At 59.1% G+C, this 17,481-nt stretch carries 16 protein-coding genes; 7 read left to right on the top strand and 9 right to left on the bottom strand.

Going from position 1 to position 17,481, the window contains the following annotated elements:
* Window positions 1–26: 26 nt before the first annotated feature.
* Window positions 27–1,130, top strand: coding sequence for an AraC family transcriptional regulator (locus tag Q674_RS36485; protein ID WP_014422657.1), 1,104 nt, complete (start codon window positions 27–29; stop codon window positions 1,128–1,130).
* A 61-nt stretch (window positions 1,131–1,191) separates the two neighbouring features.
* On the opposite strand, the gene Q674_RS36480 is transcribed toward Q674_RS36485, so the two are convergent.
* From Q674_RS36480 to pedF, 3 genes are all read right to left on the bottom strand, one after another.
* Window positions 1,192–2,967 (bottom strand): PQQ-dependent methanol/ethanol family dehydrogenase, encoded by a 1,776-nt coding sequence (locus Q674_RS36480; protein WP_014422658.1) that lies wholly within the window; start codon window positions 2,965–2,967, stop codon window positions 1,192–1,194.
* Between the two features lie 189 nt (window positions 2,968–3,156).
* On the bottom strand, window positions 3,157–4,113 hold the full coding sequence (locus Q674_RS36475; protein ID WP_023009641.1) for a substrate-binding periplasmic protein: 957 nt from the start codon (window positions 4,111–4,113) through the stop codon (window positions 3,157–3,159).
* Window positions 4,114–4,188: 75 nt separating this feature from the next.
* Window positions 4,189–4,617 (bottom strand): cytochrome c-550 PedF, encoded by a 429-nt coding sequence (pedF, locus tag Q674_RS36470; protein ID WP_014422660.1) that lies wholly within the window; start codon window positions 4,615–4,617, stop codon window positions 4,189–4,191.
* Between the two features lie 366 nt (window positions 4,618–4,983).
* Between pedF and Q674_RS36465 the strand changes: the two genes are divergently transcribed.
* Together Q674_RS36465 and Q674_RS36460 are read left to right on the top strand one after the other, a co-directional pair.
* Window positions 4,984–6,840 carry a PQQ-dependent methanol/ethanol family dehydrogenase gene (locus Q674_RS36465; RefSeq protein ID WP_023009640.1) on the top strand — a complete coding sequence of 619 codons (1,857 nt, stop codon included), beginning with the start codon at window positions 4,984–4,986 and terminating at the stop codon, window positions 6,838–6,840.
* A 66-nt stretch (window positions 6,841–6,906) separates the two neighbouring features.
* Window positions 6,907–7,560 (top strand): pentapeptide repeat-containing protein, encoded by a 654-nt coding sequence (locus tag Q674_RS36460; protein WP_023009639.1) that lies wholly within the window; start codon window positions 6,907–6,909, stop codon window positions 7,558–7,560.
* Window positions 7,561–7,572: 12 nt separating this feature from the next.
* Here the strand turns inward: Q674_RS36460 and Q674_RS36455 are convergent, their stop codons facing one another.
* Both Q674_RS36455 and Q674_RS36450 read right to left on the bottom strand, forming a co-directional pair.
* Window positions 7,573–8,229: a response regulator transcription factor gene (locus Q674_RS36455; protein ID WP_014422663.1), complete on the bottom strand. Its 657-nt coding sequence runs from the start codon at window positions 8,227–8,229 to the stop codon at window positions 7,573–7,575.
* Window positions 8,226–9,449, bottom strand: a complete 1,224-nt coding sequence (locus Q674_RS36450; RefSeq protein ID WP_023009638.1) for a sensor histidine kinase — start codon at window positions 9,447–9,449, stop codon at window positions 8,226–8,228. Before Q674_RS36450 ends, Q674_RS36455 begins: the two co-directional genes overlap by 4 nt.
* Window positions 9,450–9,611: 162 nt before the next feature.
* Here Q674_RS36450 and Q674_RS36445 point away from each other — a divergent pair, with 162 nt between their 5' ends.
* From Q674_RS36445 to Q674_RS36430, 4 genes are read left to right on the top strand one after another with little or no spacing between them, the layout of a single operon-like run.
* Window positions 9,612–10,784, top strand: a complete 1,173-nt coding sequence (locus Q674_RS36445) for an ABC transporter substrate-binding protein (protein WP_023009637.1) — start codon at window positions 9,612–9,614, stop codon at window positions 10,782–10,784.
* 41 nt (window positions 10,785–10,825) lie between these two features.
* Complete coding sequence (locus Q674_RS36440) at window positions 10,826–11,800, top strand: YVTN family beta-propeller repeat protein (RefSeq protein ID WP_023009636.1); 975 nt, start codon at window positions 10,826–10,828, stop codon at window positions 11,798–11,800.
* The gene (locus Q674_RS36435; RefSeq protein ID WP_023009635.1) at window positions 11,797–12,519 is read left to right on the top strand and encodes an ABC transporter ATP-binding protein; all 723 of its coding nucleotides are present in this window, start codon (window positions 11,797–11,799) and stop codon (window positions 12,517–12,519) included. Before Q674_RS36440 ends, Q674_RS36435 begins: the two co-directional genes overlap by 4 nt.
* Window position 12,520: 1 nt before the next feature.
* Window positions 12,521–13,345, top strand: coding sequence for an ABC transporter permease (locus Q674_RS36430; RefSeq protein WP_023009634.1), 825 nt, complete (start codon window positions 12,521–12,523; stop codon window positions 13,343–13,345).
* Here Q674_RS36430 and Q674_RS36425 read toward each other — a convergent pair.
* From Q674_RS36425 to Q674_RS36410, 4 genes are read right to left on the bottom strand one after another with little or no spacing between them, the layout of a single operon-like run.
* On the bottom strand, window positions 13,262–14,050 hold the full coding sequence (locus Q674_RS36425) for a metal ABC transporter permease (protein ID WP_023009633.1): 789 nt from the start codon (window positions 14,048–14,050) through the stop codon (window positions 13,262–13,264). The genes Q674_RS36430 and Q674_RS36425 overlap by 84 nt on opposite strands.
* A complete protein-coding gene (locus Q674_RS36420) occupies window positions 14,037–14,957 on the bottom strand; it encodes a metal ABC transporter solute-binding protein, Zn/Mn family (RefSeq protein ID WP_031210340.1) in 921 nt (306 codons plus the stop codon). The genes Q674_RS36425 and Q674_RS36420 overlap by 14 nt, the downstream gene beginning before the upstream one ends.
* A gap of 1 nt (window position 14,958) precedes the next feature.
* Window positions 14,959–16,074 carry a hypothetical protein gene (locus Q674_RS36415; RefSeq protein ID WP_023009631.1) on the bottom strand — a complete coding sequence of 372 codons (1,116 nt, stop codon included), beginning with the start codon at window positions 16,072–16,074 and terminating at the stop codon, window positions 14,959–14,961.
* Between the two features lie 60 nt (window positions 16,075–16,134).
* A complete protein-coding gene (locus tag Q674_RS36410; RefSeq protein WP_023009630.1) occupies window positions 16,135–17,442 on the bottom strand; it encodes a hypothetical protein in 1,308 nt (435 codons plus the stop codon).
* Window positions 17,443–17,481: the final 39 nt, after the last annotated feature.

Genomic DNA, 17,481 nt, shown 5'->3' with positions numbered 1-17,481 from the left:
CGCCCACGGAACAACAAGATGCCGCCATGCCCCTGACTGACCTTTCCCGCGCCTCGTCATTGGCCCGGCTCGACGAGTTTTGTCGTAAACATACCCTCGACTACCGGGACATGCTCGCCAGCGCCGGTCTGCCCGAGGACACTCTGCAGCAACCAGACAGCCTCATCGCCTACACGCGCTTTACACAGCTCCTTGAAAACTGCGCCAGGGCCTCCGGACATCCCCTGTTTGGTCTTGAATACGGCATTTTTCAGGGCACCGCCGTCTTTGGCAGGCTTCTATACCTGTTCAAGAACGCCAATACCGTAGGGGACTCGCTCAGCGAGCTCACCCGGTACTACCACTTGCATTCCAGTGCTGCCGAGGTGACCACCTCGGTCCAGGAAGGAATGGCCTTCCTCTGTTACGAACCAGCGCTGCAGGAGAGCACACCGAGCCGACAGATCGTGGAACTGGCCATCGGCGTCGGGTTATCGCTGATGAGGATGCTCATGGGGCCTGCCTGGAAGCCGGCCGGGGTGCATTTCAGACACGGAGCAGGAAGCTCCACCAAAACCTATGCCCGCCTGCTCGGCGTGACACCGCAATTTAACAGTATCAGCAACGGCTGGGTGTTCGATGCGTCTTTGCTCAGCCTGCCCCTGAGTGACTCTGACCCGGGGTTGCATGCGCTTATGCGGGAACATCTGGAGAAAATGGACGCGCTCTCGGTGCGGGAACTGCCAGACTATGTCCAGCGCCTGATTCGAACCTGCCTGCCCGCCGGCAACGCAAGCATCGAGCTTGTCGCAGACTACCTGATGCTAAGCCCCCGGTCCCTGCAACGGTACCTGGCCCAGGAAAAGACCTCGTTCCAGACATTGCTTAACGCCACACGCAAGAACCTGGCAGAACGATATCTGCAGGAATCGACCGTGAGTCTGACCCAACTGGCAGGCATTCTCGGTTACTCAGACCTGGCCTCATTCTCCCGGGCATTTCAACGCTGGTATGGAACCAGCCCACGCCAGTGGCGCAAAGAGCACGGCTTGGGATTACACCCCAGGCGCCTTGCGCCGCACAGAAAAGCGCCGGTCTGGTTAAGCCCTTCAGGCCTCCCGGCAAAGAGTGGCGAATCGGCCATAGAATAGGCCTGTCTCCGGCAGGGGAATAAAAAAGGTCGCCCGGGAGCGACCTTTTTTATCGTTCAGATCACTTACTGGCGATCCGGTCTTTGGGTAACTTGAACGTCCACACCATGCCCCCCTGGTTGAAGTTTTTCACCACCTTGGCAACTTCTCCTCCCCAGAGCGGAACCGCACCACCCCAGCCAGAGGCCACGGACACATACTGCTCACCGTCCATGGTCCAGGTGATCGGAGTGCCAACCACACCAGAGCCTGTGTTGAAGCGGTAGAGCTCTTCGCCAGTCTTGGCATCAAACGCCTTCAGATGCCCTTCCGGCGTGCCGGTGAAGACCAGACCGCCCGCCGTCGTCATCACACCACCCCACAGGGGTGCCGTATTCTCGTAGCGCCAAACCTCTTCACCGGTCTTTGGATCCATAGCCCGCAGAACGCCGATGTAGTCATCGTTGGCCGGCTTGATAGTGAATCCAGCGCCCAGGAACGCCGCACCCTTTTTATAGGAAACCGGCTCGTTCCAGATATCCATGGCCCATTCATTAGACGGTACATAAAACAGTTCCGTCTGTTGGCTGTAGGCCATCGGCATCCAGTTCTTGCCACCAAGGAACGCGGGCTGGGCCAGCACCGTCTCACCTTTGCTACCGTCCATATCGGCAGGATTACCCGGACGACCGCCCTCGGTGTAGATTGGACGACCGGTGTCGGGGTCCAGCCCCTCGGCCCAGGTAATCTTGTCTACAAACGGGAAGCCACGGATGAAATCGCCGTTCTCACGGTTCAGAACATAGAAGAAACCGTTTCGGTCTGCCGTTGCGGCGGCCTTGACGATTTTGCCGTTTTCCTCGTAGTCAAAGGAGATCAGCTCGTTCACCCCGTCGTAATCCCAACCATCGTTCGGCGTGGTCTGGAAATGCCATTTGATGCTGCCATCATCCGGATCGATCGCCAGACGGGAAGACGAGAACAGGTTGTCACCCGGGCGCAGGTGAGAGTTCCACGGGGCGGGGTTACCTGTGCCGAAGAAGAGGGAATCGGTATCGGGGTCATAGGTCCCGCCCAGCCAGGTGGCGGCACCACCGTTCTTCCACATTTCACCGGGCCAGGTCACTCCGGCCTTGCCGCCAGAAATACCATTCTCAATTTTTTTGCCATCCTTGTAGACATAGCCCATGTGGCCTTCTACGGTCGGGCGGGTCCAGACCAGATCACCCGTGTTGGCGTCGTAGGCTTCAACCTTGCCGACAATACCGAACTCACCGCCGGAGACCCCGGTAATGACCTTGCCTTTGACGATCATCGGAGCGGCCGTGATGGCATAACCGGCCTGATAGTCCGCCACTTTCTTGATCCAGACGGGCTTGCCGGTCTCTTTATTGAGTGCCACCAGTTTGGCGTCCAGAGTTCCAAAAATCACTTTGTCACCATAGATGGCAGCGCCGCGGTTTACCACGTCACAACAGGGCATGATGCCATCCGGCAGGCGCGCATCGTACTGCCAGAGTTCCTCGCCTGTCCGGGCATCAATGGCGTACATTCTTGAATAGGAGGCGGTAACGTACATCACCCCATCTTTTACCAGCGGCTGGGATTCCTGCCCCCGCATTTTTTCACTGCCAAACGAAAAAGCCCACGCCGGCTGCAGGTATTGAACGTTGCTGGTGTTCAGGTCCGCCACCGGGCTGTAGCGCTGGCCCTGCGTACCCATGCCATAGCTGACTACATCCTCGGGGCTCTTGTGATCGTTGATAATCTCGTCGTCGGTTACCGCATGGGCGCCATACGAAACTGCCATCGCCAGGGCGCTGGCCGCAATGCGAATCCCGAACTTGTTGGTTCTCATGGTTGCGCTCTCCAAGTCTCTTGTTTTCGGTTCTCTTGTCGTCGTTTCAGCGAACCGGGAACTTTTCCCGCCTCTGGTACGATTCTTCGCGCTGACACCAAAACCAACAATTGCCCCGGGGAACAGGTTTTCTCATCACTTGGTAGTAATACCCCCAAAAGAAAGCTCGCCGATGGCGAGCCTTTCTCACTAATGACGTCCCTCGGCGCGGACCAAAGAGGCCTCATCAAGAAAATCCCGATAGTATCCGGGCACACTGTATCGGAGCTGCTGGCCGGACATCAGCTCGTTCATCTCACCGGATCTCACTAACCTGTCTACAATGGCTTCGAGCGCATAGCCAAGCTGCCGATGGGTGTGTTTGATCGCCATACCAACATCCCAGACCTGCTTGCCAATACCGGGAAAACCGTTACTCGCAGCTTTGAATTGCGCGTTTTCGGGCTTGGAAAGCTCATGGTCGATTTCCGCTCGCATCCCCATCACCGCACTCACCTCGCCAGAGCGCATCGCACCGAAAGCCTCCGCGACGTTTCCATAATGGCGAACCTTCTCTCGCATACGGCCAGCAAACGCCGAGGTCAGGTAAAAATCAGGAAGGGTATCGATCTCCACGCCGATGGGGTGATACTGAAACACAGCGACCGTCTCAACGCTGTCGAGCCTGGCCGGATCAAAGGCAATCTGCCAGGTTTCCTGCTGGTAAGGACCAAACAGTACAACCTGTTCGTTGATGTACTCGCCGGTGGAATCCTGCATGTACGCGTAGGTCTTGTCATAAGGCACCCGAAGCATCACGTCGGCGAGCCGGCGCTTGGCCAGGTAATGGCCCTTCCACACATTGTTGCGCAGATCGTCACCCAGATTCTCATCCGGCACAATCCAGTGCACTTTGAACTCCACGCCCATTTCACGGGCGATCCGACGCCCGAGTTCAACATCGATCCCTTTCGGTTCACCATCCACCTGATAGGAATACGGCGGGAAATTCTGATACAACCCAACCTTCAGGTAGCCGGATTCAAGGATGACGTCGTAGTTACGCTCCGCGGGACGGTTCAGCAGCTTGTCACCATCATCGATTTCCTGAGCCAGGGTGGCCTGGGTGAAGAACAGTAAGGCAAGAATGGGCGCCAGTATTTTCATTGTATTCTCCCAACGACGACGGGCCGGCAGTGGGCCGACCCGGTTTTAACCTTGAGCGAATCGAAGCAACTTCCGTTACTCCGGCTTGGGCAGAGACTCCACATAACTCCGAATGGCCCACATTGCGTTCTGGTCCAGGGTTTTCTTCCATGACGGCATGCCCCGGTCGGTGCCATTGCGCACGCGGTTGATAAAATACTCGTCATCCCATTCCGTCAGTTCCCGCAGATCAGGCGTAAGGCCTCCGGACATCGCTCGAATTCCATGGCAGCCCGCGCAATTGCCGGCGTAAGCGCTCTCGCCAATCTTGACCGCCTGGGCGTTCATATCGCCGTACTCGTTACCTTCCCGGAACGGGTTTTCCATCCGGATTTCATCGCCGAGTGTCGGCAGGTTGCCCGTATCCACTTCCTGTGGTGTGACGTTGCCGTGCGCAAAGACCAGGCCCGCCAGGCCAAGCAGGGACGCAGTCACCAGTGCTTTGAGTGAAAAGGACATTGCCATTGTTGCTACCTCTGTTATTGGATTCCCAGTGGTTGGCTATTGGATTTATCAGTCGCCAACGTGCTGACTTCCAGTCTAGGAATCCACCGGGGCATTCCGAATGCCACTTTGGGGGTTTTGGCGTAGTTCCTTGGTAGTAGACGCAGAGAGCGAAGGCCAAAGCATGAGGGCCCGAATTCCTCCGGTGAAATTCGATGCATTTCAGTTAAAAAGCGCCCGTTCGGGAACATTTCCCGGTTTTCCCTGACGTTTTCCCGGTACTGAAAGGCGGATTTCCGTCGCCAGATTCCCCGGTCACTGCCAATACTCGAGACGTCGATGCCATGGGCAAGACGATGGCGACAACAAAAACCAAGGGGAAAGAATATGAGCATCAGAACACGCAAGCACCCGCTGTTGCGGGGTATCAGTCTGGCACTGGCGCTGGGGACCACGGCCGGTCTGGCCGGCCAACTCCAGGCCAAAGAGGTTACCTGGGATGACATTGCCAATGACGCCCGCAGCCCCGAAAACGTGCTGGGATACGGCATCGGCCCCAAAGCCCAGCGTTACAGCCCGATGACAACCATCAACCGCGATAACGTGGAGCGCCTGGTTCCCGCCTGGTCCTTCTCCTTCGGTGATGAAAAGCAGCGCGGTCAGGAATCCCAGGCCTTGGTCCATGACGGCGTGATCTACGTCACCGGCTCATACTCCCGTTTGTTCGCGCTGGATGCCAGGACCGGGGAGCGGTTGTGGGAATACAGTCACCGCCTGCCCGAGGGTATTCGTCCCTGTTGCGACGTGGTCAACCGGGGCGCCGCGATCTTTGGTGACAAGGTGTTCTTCGGTACCCTCGATGCCGGCATCGTCGCGTTGAATAAAGACACCGGAAAAGTGGTCTGGCGCGAGAAGTTCGCCGATCACGAGGCGGGCTACACCATGACCGGAGCCCCGGTGCTGGTGAAAGACCAGAAAACCGGAAAAGTCCTGCTGATTCATGGTTCTTCCGGTGACGAATTCGGCGTCGTCGGCAAACTGTTTGCCCGCGACCCGGATACCGGCGAAGAAATCTGGATGCGCCCGTTCGTTGAAGGCCACTTCGGTCGGCTCAACGGCGAAAAAAGTACGCCAACGGGAGATCCTCGGGCACCCAGCTGGCCTGATGATCCGAATACTGAAACCGGAAAAGTTGAGGCCTGGAGCCATGGCGGCGGCGCACCCTGGCAAAGCGCCAGCTTCGATTCAGAAACCAACACCATTATCATCGGCGCTGGCAACCCGGCCCCCTGGAATACCTGGAAACGTACTTCGCCCGGAGGCGACCCCGCTGACTACGACAACCTCTACACCTCCGGCCAGGTTGGCGTCGATCCAACCACGGGAGAGGTCAAATGGTTCTATCAGCACACGCCAAACGACGCCTGGGATTTCTCCGGTAACAACGAACTCGTGCTGTTCGAATATGATGAAGACGGGGACACGGTAAAAGCTACGGCCCACGCCGACCGCAATGGATTTTTCTACGTGGTCAACCGTGAAAACGGTAAATTGAAGAATGCGTTTCCTTTTGTCGACAATATCACCTGGGCCACGCACATCGACCTGGAATCCGGCCGCCCGGTCGAGGTAGAAGGCCAGCGGCCGCCAGCGGTTGCTGAAGGAGAAACCCGAGGCAAGTCTATTGAAGTCTCGCCCCCTTTCCTGGGCGGTAAAAACTGGAACCCGATGGCCTACAGCCAGGACACCGGCCTGTTCTATGTTCCAGCCAACCATTGGAAAGAGGATTACTGGACAGAGGAAGTTACCTACAAAAAAGGTGCGGCTTACCTGGGTCAGGGCTTCCGGATCAAGCGGATGTACGACGACCACGTAGGCATACTTCGAGCCATGAATCCGATCACCGGTGACATTGAGTGGGAGCACAAGGAAAGAATGCCATTGTGGGCGGGCGTTCTGACCACCAAGGGTGGCCTCGTCTTCACCGGAACCGGTGACGGATATCTCAAGGCCTTCGATGCCGAGACCGGCGAAGAACTCTGGAAGTTCCAGACCGGCTCGGGAATCATCTCGTCGCCGATCACCTGGGAAATGGACGGAGAACAATACATCGGTGTGGCCTCTGGCTATGGCGGGGCCGTTCCATTGTGGGGTGGCGACATGGCGGAGCTGACCAAGCCCATTTCCCAGGGCGGGTCCTTCTGGGTCTTCAAGATGCCTTCCTGGGCACAGGCCTCCCGATAATCTTCCTCCGGTTCGGGCCTGGCGTCTTGCCAGGCCCCTTTTTACGATTGATTCAGGAGTGAATCCATGAGAGCCACCGCAACAGCCGTTCTTCTTTTCGCGTTCACCCCCGTTTTCGGCGGTGACTATATGGCCGATATTGAGCCAGTTCCGCTCATCAACGGCTGCAAACTTGAACGTGAAACCAGTTGCCCCGGAGCGGACCTTCAGGGCGCGAATCTGTCCAATATGGATCTACGCTCTGCCAACTTTCGTGGTGCCAACCTGTCGGGCGCCAACCTGAGCCACACCAGTCTGCGAGGCGCCAACCTCGACGGGGCGAACCTCGACAACGTCACCGGATATCGTCTTCAGGTCTACCGGGCCAGCATGAGGGGGGCATCGCTAAAGGATGCCGAATTGCAGGGAATACAAGGCCAATACCTGTTCGCCCAGGGTGCAGACTTCAGCGGCGCCAATCTGACCGGCGCCAACTTCGACTTCTCCCGTTTTTCCGGGGCTACCCTGGTAAACGCCACCATGCCATTCAGCAGTTTCGAGATTTCCTGGATGCCCAAGGCGAATCTGGAGGGGGCCAACCTCAGGGGCGCAAACCTTCAGGAAGCCAAGCTGGGGCTGGCCAATCTGGCAGGCGCGGACCTCACCGGAAGCCGCATCCACTATGCCACCTTCGAGGGCACCTACATGGAGGGCTGCAAGGCCTGCCCCTTTGACTGGTGAGCCGGGGCGGGCTCAGACCCGCCTGGCTTGCTCCAACTGGCCATAGCGAATCAGACCGGCATCCACGGCCAGGTGAATCAGCTCTACGGAGGAAGAAACCTGCAGCTTGTTTTTCAGTCCGGCCAGGTGGTTGGACACGGTCTTGCTGCTGACACACAAGCGTTCGGCGATTCCGCCCAGACTCTCTCCTCTGGCGTACATCAGCAACACTTCCATCTCCCGCTGGGTCATATCCCGCAGGCGGTGATCGACCGGCCGCTCCTGATTCATGGCCAGACGTGTGGCAATCGGGTGCTCAATATAGGGCTGGCCTGACGCTACCCGCTTTACGGCCTCCGCAAGCTCCTCGGGTGCGCAGCTCTTGGAGACAAAACCGAGCCCTCCCACATCCAGAGCCTGACGCACCATGGGCAGCTCATCGTGCATGGTGAAGAACAGAATCGCCGCTCCCCGCCAGCGCTGACGCAGTCGTCGCCCAACCTCCAGCCCGGAGATATCGGGCAACCCCATATCCAGCAGCACCACATCGGGCCGCAGCTCGCCATAGCGGGCCACCGCATCCTGACCGTTATCGACCTCGGTGATGGCTACCGCCGGCAACATGGATCGCAGCAGGTTGGCGATGCCCTGTCGGACTACCTGGTGGTCATCCACAATCATCAGTTTCATGCAACACCTCCGGTACCTGGAGTCAGTGGCACGGCCAGCCGGATTCGCGTTCCCTCGCCCAACCGGCTCAGAAACCTTACCTCGCCACCCAGGCAGCGGGCTCGCTCACACATCGAACGCACGCCCAGGCCGGCATTGCCTGGCAATTGATCATTGCCCACACCATCATCACCCACCTCTACGCTCAACTCGTTATCGTTGCGGGCAACCGCCAGCGTGGCGCAGGAAGCGTTGGCATGACGGGAAACATTGTTCAGGGCTTCCTGAAGGAACCGATACAGATGGGTTTGCTGCTCCCCGGTAAAATCGGGCAGGCGCTCGTCCATCGCCAGGCGGCATTCCAGGCCGCTGAGCTGTTGCCATTGCTCGGTCAGATGGCGAATGGCACTGCCCAGCCCCAGTTGCTCCATCACCAGCGGATGCAGCTCCTGCAACAAATGCCGAAAGTGCTTCTGGATGGTCTCGCAGTGTTCCGCCAGATCTCTGGCCTGCTGCTTCTGGCGATCGCTGAGATCCGGGTCGTAGAGCAGGCTGCGTGCCTGGGCCCGAATGCCCGTCAGGTATTGGCCAAGATCGTCGTGCAACACCCGGGCGATGTGCTCGCGTTCCCGATCCTGCAACTGCAGGAGTTCGTTAAGCAGGCGGCTCACCGTTTGCTGTTCTGACTCGAGTGCCACGGCCATGGAATTGAACCGGCAAACCAGCGCATCCAGTTCCTGTTCACCCTGACGCGGTAGGCGGGATGTCATTTGACCTGCCGAAACTGCACCCATGGCCTCAGACAGACTGGTCAGTGTGCGCATGCCGCGCCGAACAATGAAGAACAAGGCAAGAAAACACAGGCCCATACCAATGGCATAGGCGCCCGAAATCAGCAGGAAGCCTTCCCAGATCTCCTCAACTTCGTCTTTGGGATTCACCTGCCAGCCGTTAACCACAGGCGGAGACGATTCCCCGGCGATCAGTGCAGAGAACCATGTCGGCACCTCTCCACCCCTGCTTCCGCCTGTGTCATCTACAGGCGTCAGGTGACGAAGAGTGCCGACAACGGATTCTGGAAGAGTAGTGGGACTCACAAGACTCCCGGCGAGCCCGGCAGCGCCTTCGAGCTCCCGCTGAACGTCATGGCGGGCTTGCTGGGTGTAGAACAGCGCTCCAAGCAAATAAACAAGAAGGAAAACCGCCAGCATCAACAGGGAAATCTTCCGATATACGGTCATTGTTTTTATCCGTTGCGAGAAAACACCTTCTCTACCCCATGCTAAAGCCAACAGTTTCCACCGGAATAGTTCTTTAGTACCGCCACTTTCCTACTTTCTGAATATTTCCGGGCTTCTCCCCCTTTCATAAGCTGGAAGTACAACAACAAACCGGAGAATCCCATGTCTTTTCTCGCCCGGACCGTGACTCCATTACTGATCGCCCTGGCAGCAGCAACCCCGCTGAAAGCGGAATCGTTGGACGTGCGGATTGGCTATCTGCAGTGGCTGCCAGACCAGGGGCCCGTGCTTTCCAATGTAATCCCGGAACCCGAGGACGCCGGCCTGCGGGGCGCCGAGCTAGCCATCAACGACAACAGCACTACAGGCAAATTCCTGGGCCAGACCTACTCCTTGCAGAGTGATGTGGCGGATTCGGAAGAGGCGGCCATTGCGGCCTTTGATGCCATGCGCGAGAACGGGCTGGATCTGTTTGTCGTAAACGCGCCAGCCTCGACCTTAAAGGCCCTCACTGAGAAGGCCGGCGACAACACCCTGATTTTCAATGCCGGCGCCGAAGACGATGCCCTGCGCACCGGCCAGTGCCACGTGAACCTGCTACACACCATACCCAGCTATTCCATGCTCACCGATGCGCTCGGCCAGTGGCTGAACCAGCGGCGGTGGGATGAAGTCTTTCTGATTACAGGCCCCACCGAGGCGGATAGGAACTGGGCCAATGCCTTCCGCCGCTCTGCCAGGCGCTTCGGGCTCGAGATTGTCGAGGACAAGCCCTGGACCTTTGACGCTGATCTCCGCCGCACGGCCTCCAAAGAGCTGCCCCTGTTCACTCAGGCCAGAGATTACGACGCGGTGGTGGTGGCCGATGTGCGGGGCGATTTTGGCGAGTACGTGCCGTTCAACACCTGGCTGCCACGCCCGGTGGTGGGCACCCAGGGCATGTCGCCGGTCACCTGGCACCGGGTGGTGGAGAGTTGGGGGGCTGCCCAACTACAGAACCGGTTCCGCGAACTGGCCAATCGCGACATGAACAGCGAAGACTACGCCGCCTGGGCCGCCATTCGCGCCATTGGCACTGCCGTGTCCGACCTGAACTCAGCCAATGCCACCGAGATCCGGAATTTTCTGTTCAGCGACAAGTTTCAGTTGGCGGCTTTCAAGGGCCGAAAAGTGACCTTTCGGGACTGGAATGGCCAGATGCGTCAACCCATTCCGATGGTTCACCCCAGAGGGCTGGTGGCCACCGCCCCGTTCGAAGGCTTTCTTCACCCGAATACCGAACTGGATACCCTCGGCTTCGACCGGCCCGAGAGCGAATGTCGGAGCAACGGCTGAACCATCGGTTGCCAACTTTCAAAACAAGAAGGAGTTACACCATGAAAACCCTGTTCAAGCGCACAGCCCTTGCGGCGATGATCGGCCTGTCGACACCGGCTCTGGCCAGCGTGGCCTATGTCTCCAACGAGAAAGACAACACCCTGTCGGTGATTGATACCGAAACCCGGGAAGTGATCGAAACCATCGATGTTGGCCAGCGGCCCCGGGGCATCCTGCTCTCCAAGGACTACACCAAGCTGTACATTTGCGCCAGTGACGACGACACGGTGCAGGTACTGGACCTGGCCACCCGAAAAATCGTGGACACCCTGCCCTCGGGCGAAGATCCCGAGCAGTTTGCGCTGCACCCGAACAACAGGCACCTGTACATCGCCAACGAAGACGACGCCATCGTGACGGTGGTGGATGTGGACACCAAGGATGTTCTGGCCCAGATCGATGTGGGTATCGAACCGGAAGGCATGGCGGTGAGCCCGGACGGCAAGTGGGCGGTGAACACCTCCGAAACCACCAGCATGCTGCACTGGATCAACACCGAGACTTTCGAGATCGAGAAGAACATCGTCGTGGGCCAGCGCCCGCGCCACGTGGAGTTCTCCAAAGACAGCAAGATTGCCTGGGCCTCCGCGGAAATCGGCGGCACCGTGCACATCATCGACGTCGACAACCTGGAGCAGATCCATGAGATGTCCTTCAAGGTGCCCGGCGTAAACCAGGATCGGGTCCAGCCGGTGGGTATTGAACTGACCTCCGATGGCAAATACGCGTTCGTGGCACTGGGGCCCTCCAACCACGTGGCCGTCGTAGACGCCCAGACCTATGAGGTTCTGGACTATCTGCTGGTTGGCGCCCGGGTGTGGCAGCTGGATCTCGACAAGGACGAAAAACATCTCTACACCACCAACGGCGTGTCCGGCGATGTCTCCGTGATCGACGTGGAAGACCTGAAGGTGATTAAATCCATCAAGGTAGGCCGCTACCCCTGGGGTGTGGTCATCGACCCGACGTCATGACCATTGAAGCGAGCAACCTCAGCTTTCGTTACGGCGACAAGCCGGTGCTCCGGGAGGTCAGCTTTGCGCTGACCTCTGGCCGTTTTCATGCCCTGCTCGGGCCCAACGGCGCGGGGAAATCCACCCTGTTTGGCTTGCTCACTCGTCTGCTGGCCTTGCAGCAGGGCGATATTCGCCTGGGCGGCCGATCCCTGAAAAAGCAGCCGGCCGAGGCCATGCGCCAGATCGGCGTGGTGTTCCAGCAGAACGCGCTGGATCTGGACCTGACCGTTCGCCAGAACCTGCAATACCACGCCGCTCTGCACGGGTTGTCCCGCAAAGAAGCCAGAGCCAGGGGTGATCGGGAACTGGAACGCTTCAACCTGCTGGAGCGCGCCAACGATGCCGTCCGCCAGCTTAACGGTGGCCATCGCCGGCGAGTGGAAATCGCCCGGGCTCTCCTGCATGAGCCCACGCTGCTGTTGCTCGACGAACCCACGGTGGGCCTGGACGTTGCAAGCCGCAAGGCGCTCAACGAGCACGTGCGTACCCTGTGCGAAGAGGACGGCCTGACCGTGCTCTGGGCCACTCACCTGATCGAAGAAGTCCGTGAAGAGGACCGGGTGCTGATCCTGCACCAGGGCCAGTTGCTGGCCGACGGCAATGGCCAGGCCATCTGCGACGCCGAAGGCACCCTCGATCTGGCCGAAACCTTCCACGCCCTGACCGGAGCCGGCTGATATGAAAGCAGCTCACTACTGGCATTGTTTTGTAGGTATCCAGACACGGGAATGGCTCCGGTTCTGGCAGCAGCGCACTCGCTTTGCCAGCGCTCTGGTCCGGCCACTGCTCTGGCTGGTGGTCTTCGCCGCCGGTTTCCGGGCTGTGCTGGGCATTTCCATTATTCCGCCCTACGACACCTACATCACCTATGAAACCTACATCGCGCCCGGTCTGTGCGGCATGATCATCCTGTTCAACAGCATGCAGGGCGCCCTGTCCATGGTGTATGACCGGGAGCTGGGCAGCATGCGGGTGCTCCTCATGAGCCCTCTGCCTCGCCCCTTCCTGCTGGTTACCAAACTGTTGGCCATGGGCGTGGTCTCCATCGGCCAGGTGTATGTATTCCTGCTGTTGGCCCTGCTGGTGGATGTCGAGCCGCCATTGTGGGGTTACCTGGCTGTGCTGCCGGCGTTGATTCTGACCAGCCTCATGCTGGGCGCTCTGGGCCTGCTGATCGCCACCTGGATAAAGCAACTGGAGAACTTTGCCGGGGTAATGAATTTCGTCATCTTCCCGATGTTCTTCATGTCCTCGGCGCTCTACCCGCTCTGGCGCATGAATGAGGCCAGCCCCTGGCTTTACTGGATTTGCCAGTTCAATCCCTTCACCCATGCGGTGGAAGCCATCCGGTTTTCCCTTTACCTGGAGTGGAACCCGATGGCTTTCGGTATTACCGCGGGCGTGACGGCGGTGCTGGTGTTACTGGCCACGGCCGGCTTCCGGCCGCAGCGCACCCGGGTTCTGGGCAGCAAGCCCGCGCAGGACGACCAACCAGAGCAGTGACATGGCGAGGGTCGCCACCACGATGGCCGGGCCGACCGGTACATCGAACATTACGGAAACCACCACCGCACACAGGTGCCCGGCAATGCCACAGCAAGCGGCCAGGAAAGGCCCTTTACCGACAAGGGAGCCGAGGATCAGCGGTGTCATAATCAAGGTCGCAAACACCACGTAGATGCCGGCCAGGGAGACCGAATAGGTCACCGCCACCGCGAACACCGGCATGAAAACCGCACCCATCATCCAGCCAGGGGCCCACAGGCTTAGCAACCAGACCAGCGCGGAGAGCATGCCAACGGCAAGCACCGCAGGCCAACTGGCCCATAGCAGGTCACCCGACGCGGCTCTCTGGAGCGCCTGGGCGCCGTGCGGATCGCCACTGACCAGCAGCACCGCGAGACTCGCCCCGACCACGTAGAGGATACCGATCCACGCCTCCTTCGCTTGCGCCAGACGACGGAAGATCAGGTGAACCGCCACGGCCGCCAGTAGCGCAAACATCAGGCTGCTGACCGGTGCGCCAGCCAGGGTGTGGTTAGGCAGAAAATACACGCCGGCCAGGGTGCCCAATGCCGCCCACTGAGCAATGGCCAGATCCGCAAAGATCACGCCTCGAGCAATCACCTGGTAACCCAACGGGACCAGTAGCAGGCAAAGCATGGCGCTGCCTGCTACTGGCAGGAGCAGCCATTCATACTCCGTCATGGGAGGCTCCGGCTGCAGCCGACTCAACCTGGCGGATGATCTCGCTGATCAGCCCGCTCAGGGTGTCCGCCGGCGCTTCGCCCGTCACCGTCCCCGGCACCACCACAACGGGCAGCCCGGTTTGCTCCGCCAGCCATTCTGCCGGCTGCGGATCCTGGTAGCTGGCAATCAGGATGGCGTTGGCATCCTCCAGTTCTTGATTAGCCAGCAAATTGCTTAAATGGCTGGCGCTGGGAGGCAACCCCGGTTTCGGTTCCAGATCCGCTGCCTTTTCCACACCCAGCCATCGCAACAGATAGCCGAAATTGGAGTGCTGAACCACCAAAGATTGTCCTCTGAGTGCCTCTGCCCTGGCCTGCCACTCGGCACGCAGGCCATTCCAGTCGCCCCGCCAGCGAATGTAGCGGCCCTGTATGGCGGCAGCCCTCTGCGGTTCAATCTCTCCCAGGCGCTTTGCCAGGGCACGGGCAATCTCTGGCAACTGATCCGGCGACAGGTGCACATGAGGATTACCTTCGGGGTGCACATCGCCCATGCTCCGATCCACGTGATCGTGGGGGGCGTGCAGCTGGGCATGGTCGGCGGCAAAAAACAGTCCGGCGCGTCCGGCCTGAATGTCCGGGTTCGAGGCCCGTTGAAGCAGCATGGGCAACCAGCCGGCTTCCAGCGAGGCACCGGTGCAGACAGCAATATCCGCGCGCCGCACCGCCGCAATCAGGCTTGGCCGAGCCTCGATGTAGTGAGGATCCTGAAGGTGACTGGTGGCGGTGGTGAGCTCAGCATCCGGCACCAGCACCCGAACCAGGGCCGCCCATTCCGGTTCACAGGCGAACACCCGAAGCTGGGCCTGGGCCGGCACGGCTGTCACGATCAACAACATTGCCGCAACGGCGTTACGAAGTGTCATATCAGTACCCATGGGCGCCGTGGGCACCGAGGGACATGACGTACTGCACCATCACGGTATTGTCGGCGTTGCTGAACCCGGTCGCTTCCTGATGGGTGTACTGCAGCCGTACCGTGGAGAAGTGAGAACGGGACCAGGATAGCATCACGTCGGTCTCTTCCAGGGTTTGATTGTGGAAGTGATCGCCATGGGCTTCCTGAAGATCCACCTCACCGTAACGAACGCCCGCCGACCACTGGGGCGCAAACTGGTAAACGCCGGAAACGTACCAGCCTTCATTGGTATCGTCAGACGCCGCAAACTGGTTCAGCTCATCCGCATAGAGGTATTCGCCGCTGAGCGTCAGCTGTTGCTCGCGGTTGTTGCCGTTGGGAGACCACTTCCAGACCAGATCGGCGATATAGAGGTTTTCGCCGGTGTAGGCCGCACCGTGGCTGTGGTCGTGCCCTTCCTCATGATCGTGATCGTGGCTGCCGTCCCCGGTTTCCGCCGATTTCGCATGGCGGTTCCGCAGCCAGGAGAGCCCCAACTGCCAGCTTTGTGACAGACTGATATCACCACCAAGCCGGGTATTGACGGTGTAAACACCAATGTCTTCCTCACCCTCAGTCAGCTGGTCACCAGCAAAGGCTTCCGCACCGACCTGCCAAAAAAAAGGCGTTGGCAACAACACGTTCAGGCGTGCCCCGGTGTCGTAATAGTGGCTGCCAAGCATCGCGCGATAGGCGGCCGGGCGCTCGACAAAGTCGTCCTCATGCATATGGCGCCCATTCAGATAGCCCACCTGCGACAGGAACCGCCCTGCCCGAACGTTCAGTGCGTACGGTAACCCGTTCGTTTGCAGATACGCCTCTTCAATCAGTACCTCACTCTCACCGTCGTGCTCTTCGAATACAGCGGTGAGTCGGCCGGAGAACAGGTCATCAATCGGGGAAGACAGGGACAGTTCTGTGTGGCCGAGGCCGAAGCCCTGCTCGCGATGGGACAGAGCGGTCTCGTTCTGTTTGTAGTATCCGTCCAGCGTCACACTGACCTCCGGATTGAGTTCTTTGGCGGTTGCCCAGCCCGCCGTCATGGCCAATGGAAAAATGGCAAAAGGAGCAAAACGTTTAAACATAGGGACTCCGGATATAAAGCAGCAGGGCGCGTCGACGCGCCCCGCGGGATTGAAAGCAGATTAGTGGGAATGCTCGTCGTCGTGATCGTGGTCGTGGCCCGCTTCGGCCAGACCCAGCCAGGCGATGGCAGAGGCACTGAAACCGAGGTCGATGGTCCGAACGATATCGCCATCGGTGGTATCCACTTCGATCACAGACTGGTTGTGCAGCACGAACAGTCGCTCCTGGGCGGCAGACGTGGTCACGGCCATCGTGTCCTCTTCACCCGGCGCGGCCATCAACTCAACCGTGGTGAGCAGCTCCCAACCATGGGCGGGATCAAAAAGCCGCAGACCGCCATCATCGCCGAGCACATAAAACACTTCGCCATGGGTCGTGAAGCCCTGGGCCAGGCGGCCAACGCCCTCCCCGAGTTCAAGCTCGTGGTAGACCTCAGCAGTTGATTCCGGATGGATCGCGAACAGACGGTCACCGGCAATGCCAACCAGCTCCTCAACATCGTGATTGGCAACCACGGTTCCAATGCGAGCGCCCTCCGCCAGGCCTTCGGGGTTCGCCAGCTTGGTGGCCGGGTAACCGGTTTCCTGCAGATCAATCACCAGAACGCCATCGCTGCAACCAAAGCCCAGGCTGTGGGCATTGGCGGCAGTACCGTGAAGCCTCGGGCAAGCCTGGCTGTAGCGTTCTTCGAATTCGAAGCTGCTACCGTCCAGATGGTAACGCTCAACCGCCGCTGGCAGCGTGGTGTCCGTGATTGAGCTGTCCCGATAGGTTACGAACAGGTGGCCATCGATCATCTTGGCAACACCGTGCATGTTGTTCTCCAGCTGAAGGCTGGCCACGGTGGTGCCACTTCCCAGAGTTGCATCGGAAAACACGGTCACTTTCGAGCTTGCGGCCTCACCACCGTCGAAGAAAACGACACCTTCCGATTCACCCGAAGAATAGTGCGTCGGTTTGTGATCGTTCAGGGTGAGGGTCAGCATGCTCGGCGTCTCTGCGTAATCATGCATGTGATCGCCGTGGTCCTCGGTATACAGCCCACCGTCAACAAACGACACCAGATCGTCGCCCCGCTGGATAGCGACCGCATACCGATTGCCGGGTGAGGCATAGAGGCGCGGCGCTTCACCATTCATGGCCATGGAGGCAAGCACTTCACTGCTGTCGAGGTCCAGCACCTTGAGCTGCGAAGCGTCGGAATCGAACAGGGCCAGACGACCGGCGGTGTCGATCTCCGTGTGCTCGTGCTCATCCTCAGAGCTGCTGCTACCGCCACAGGCCGTCAGCATTGCAGCCGAAACCAGCAGCGCAGAGGTAGCAATCGGTCGCAGGCTGAAGGGAAATTGGCGGAATTGATCAGACATCAAAAACTCCTTAGTTAATGTTATAACATTGCTTTTATT

The organism is Marinobacter sp. EVN1 (assembly GCF_000475375.1).
GTDB lineage: Bacteria > Pseudomonadota > Gammaproteobacteria > Pseudomonadales > Oleiphilaceae > Marinobacter > Marinobacter nauticus.
This window is presented reverse-complemented; position numbering and strand designations above follow the sequence as displayed.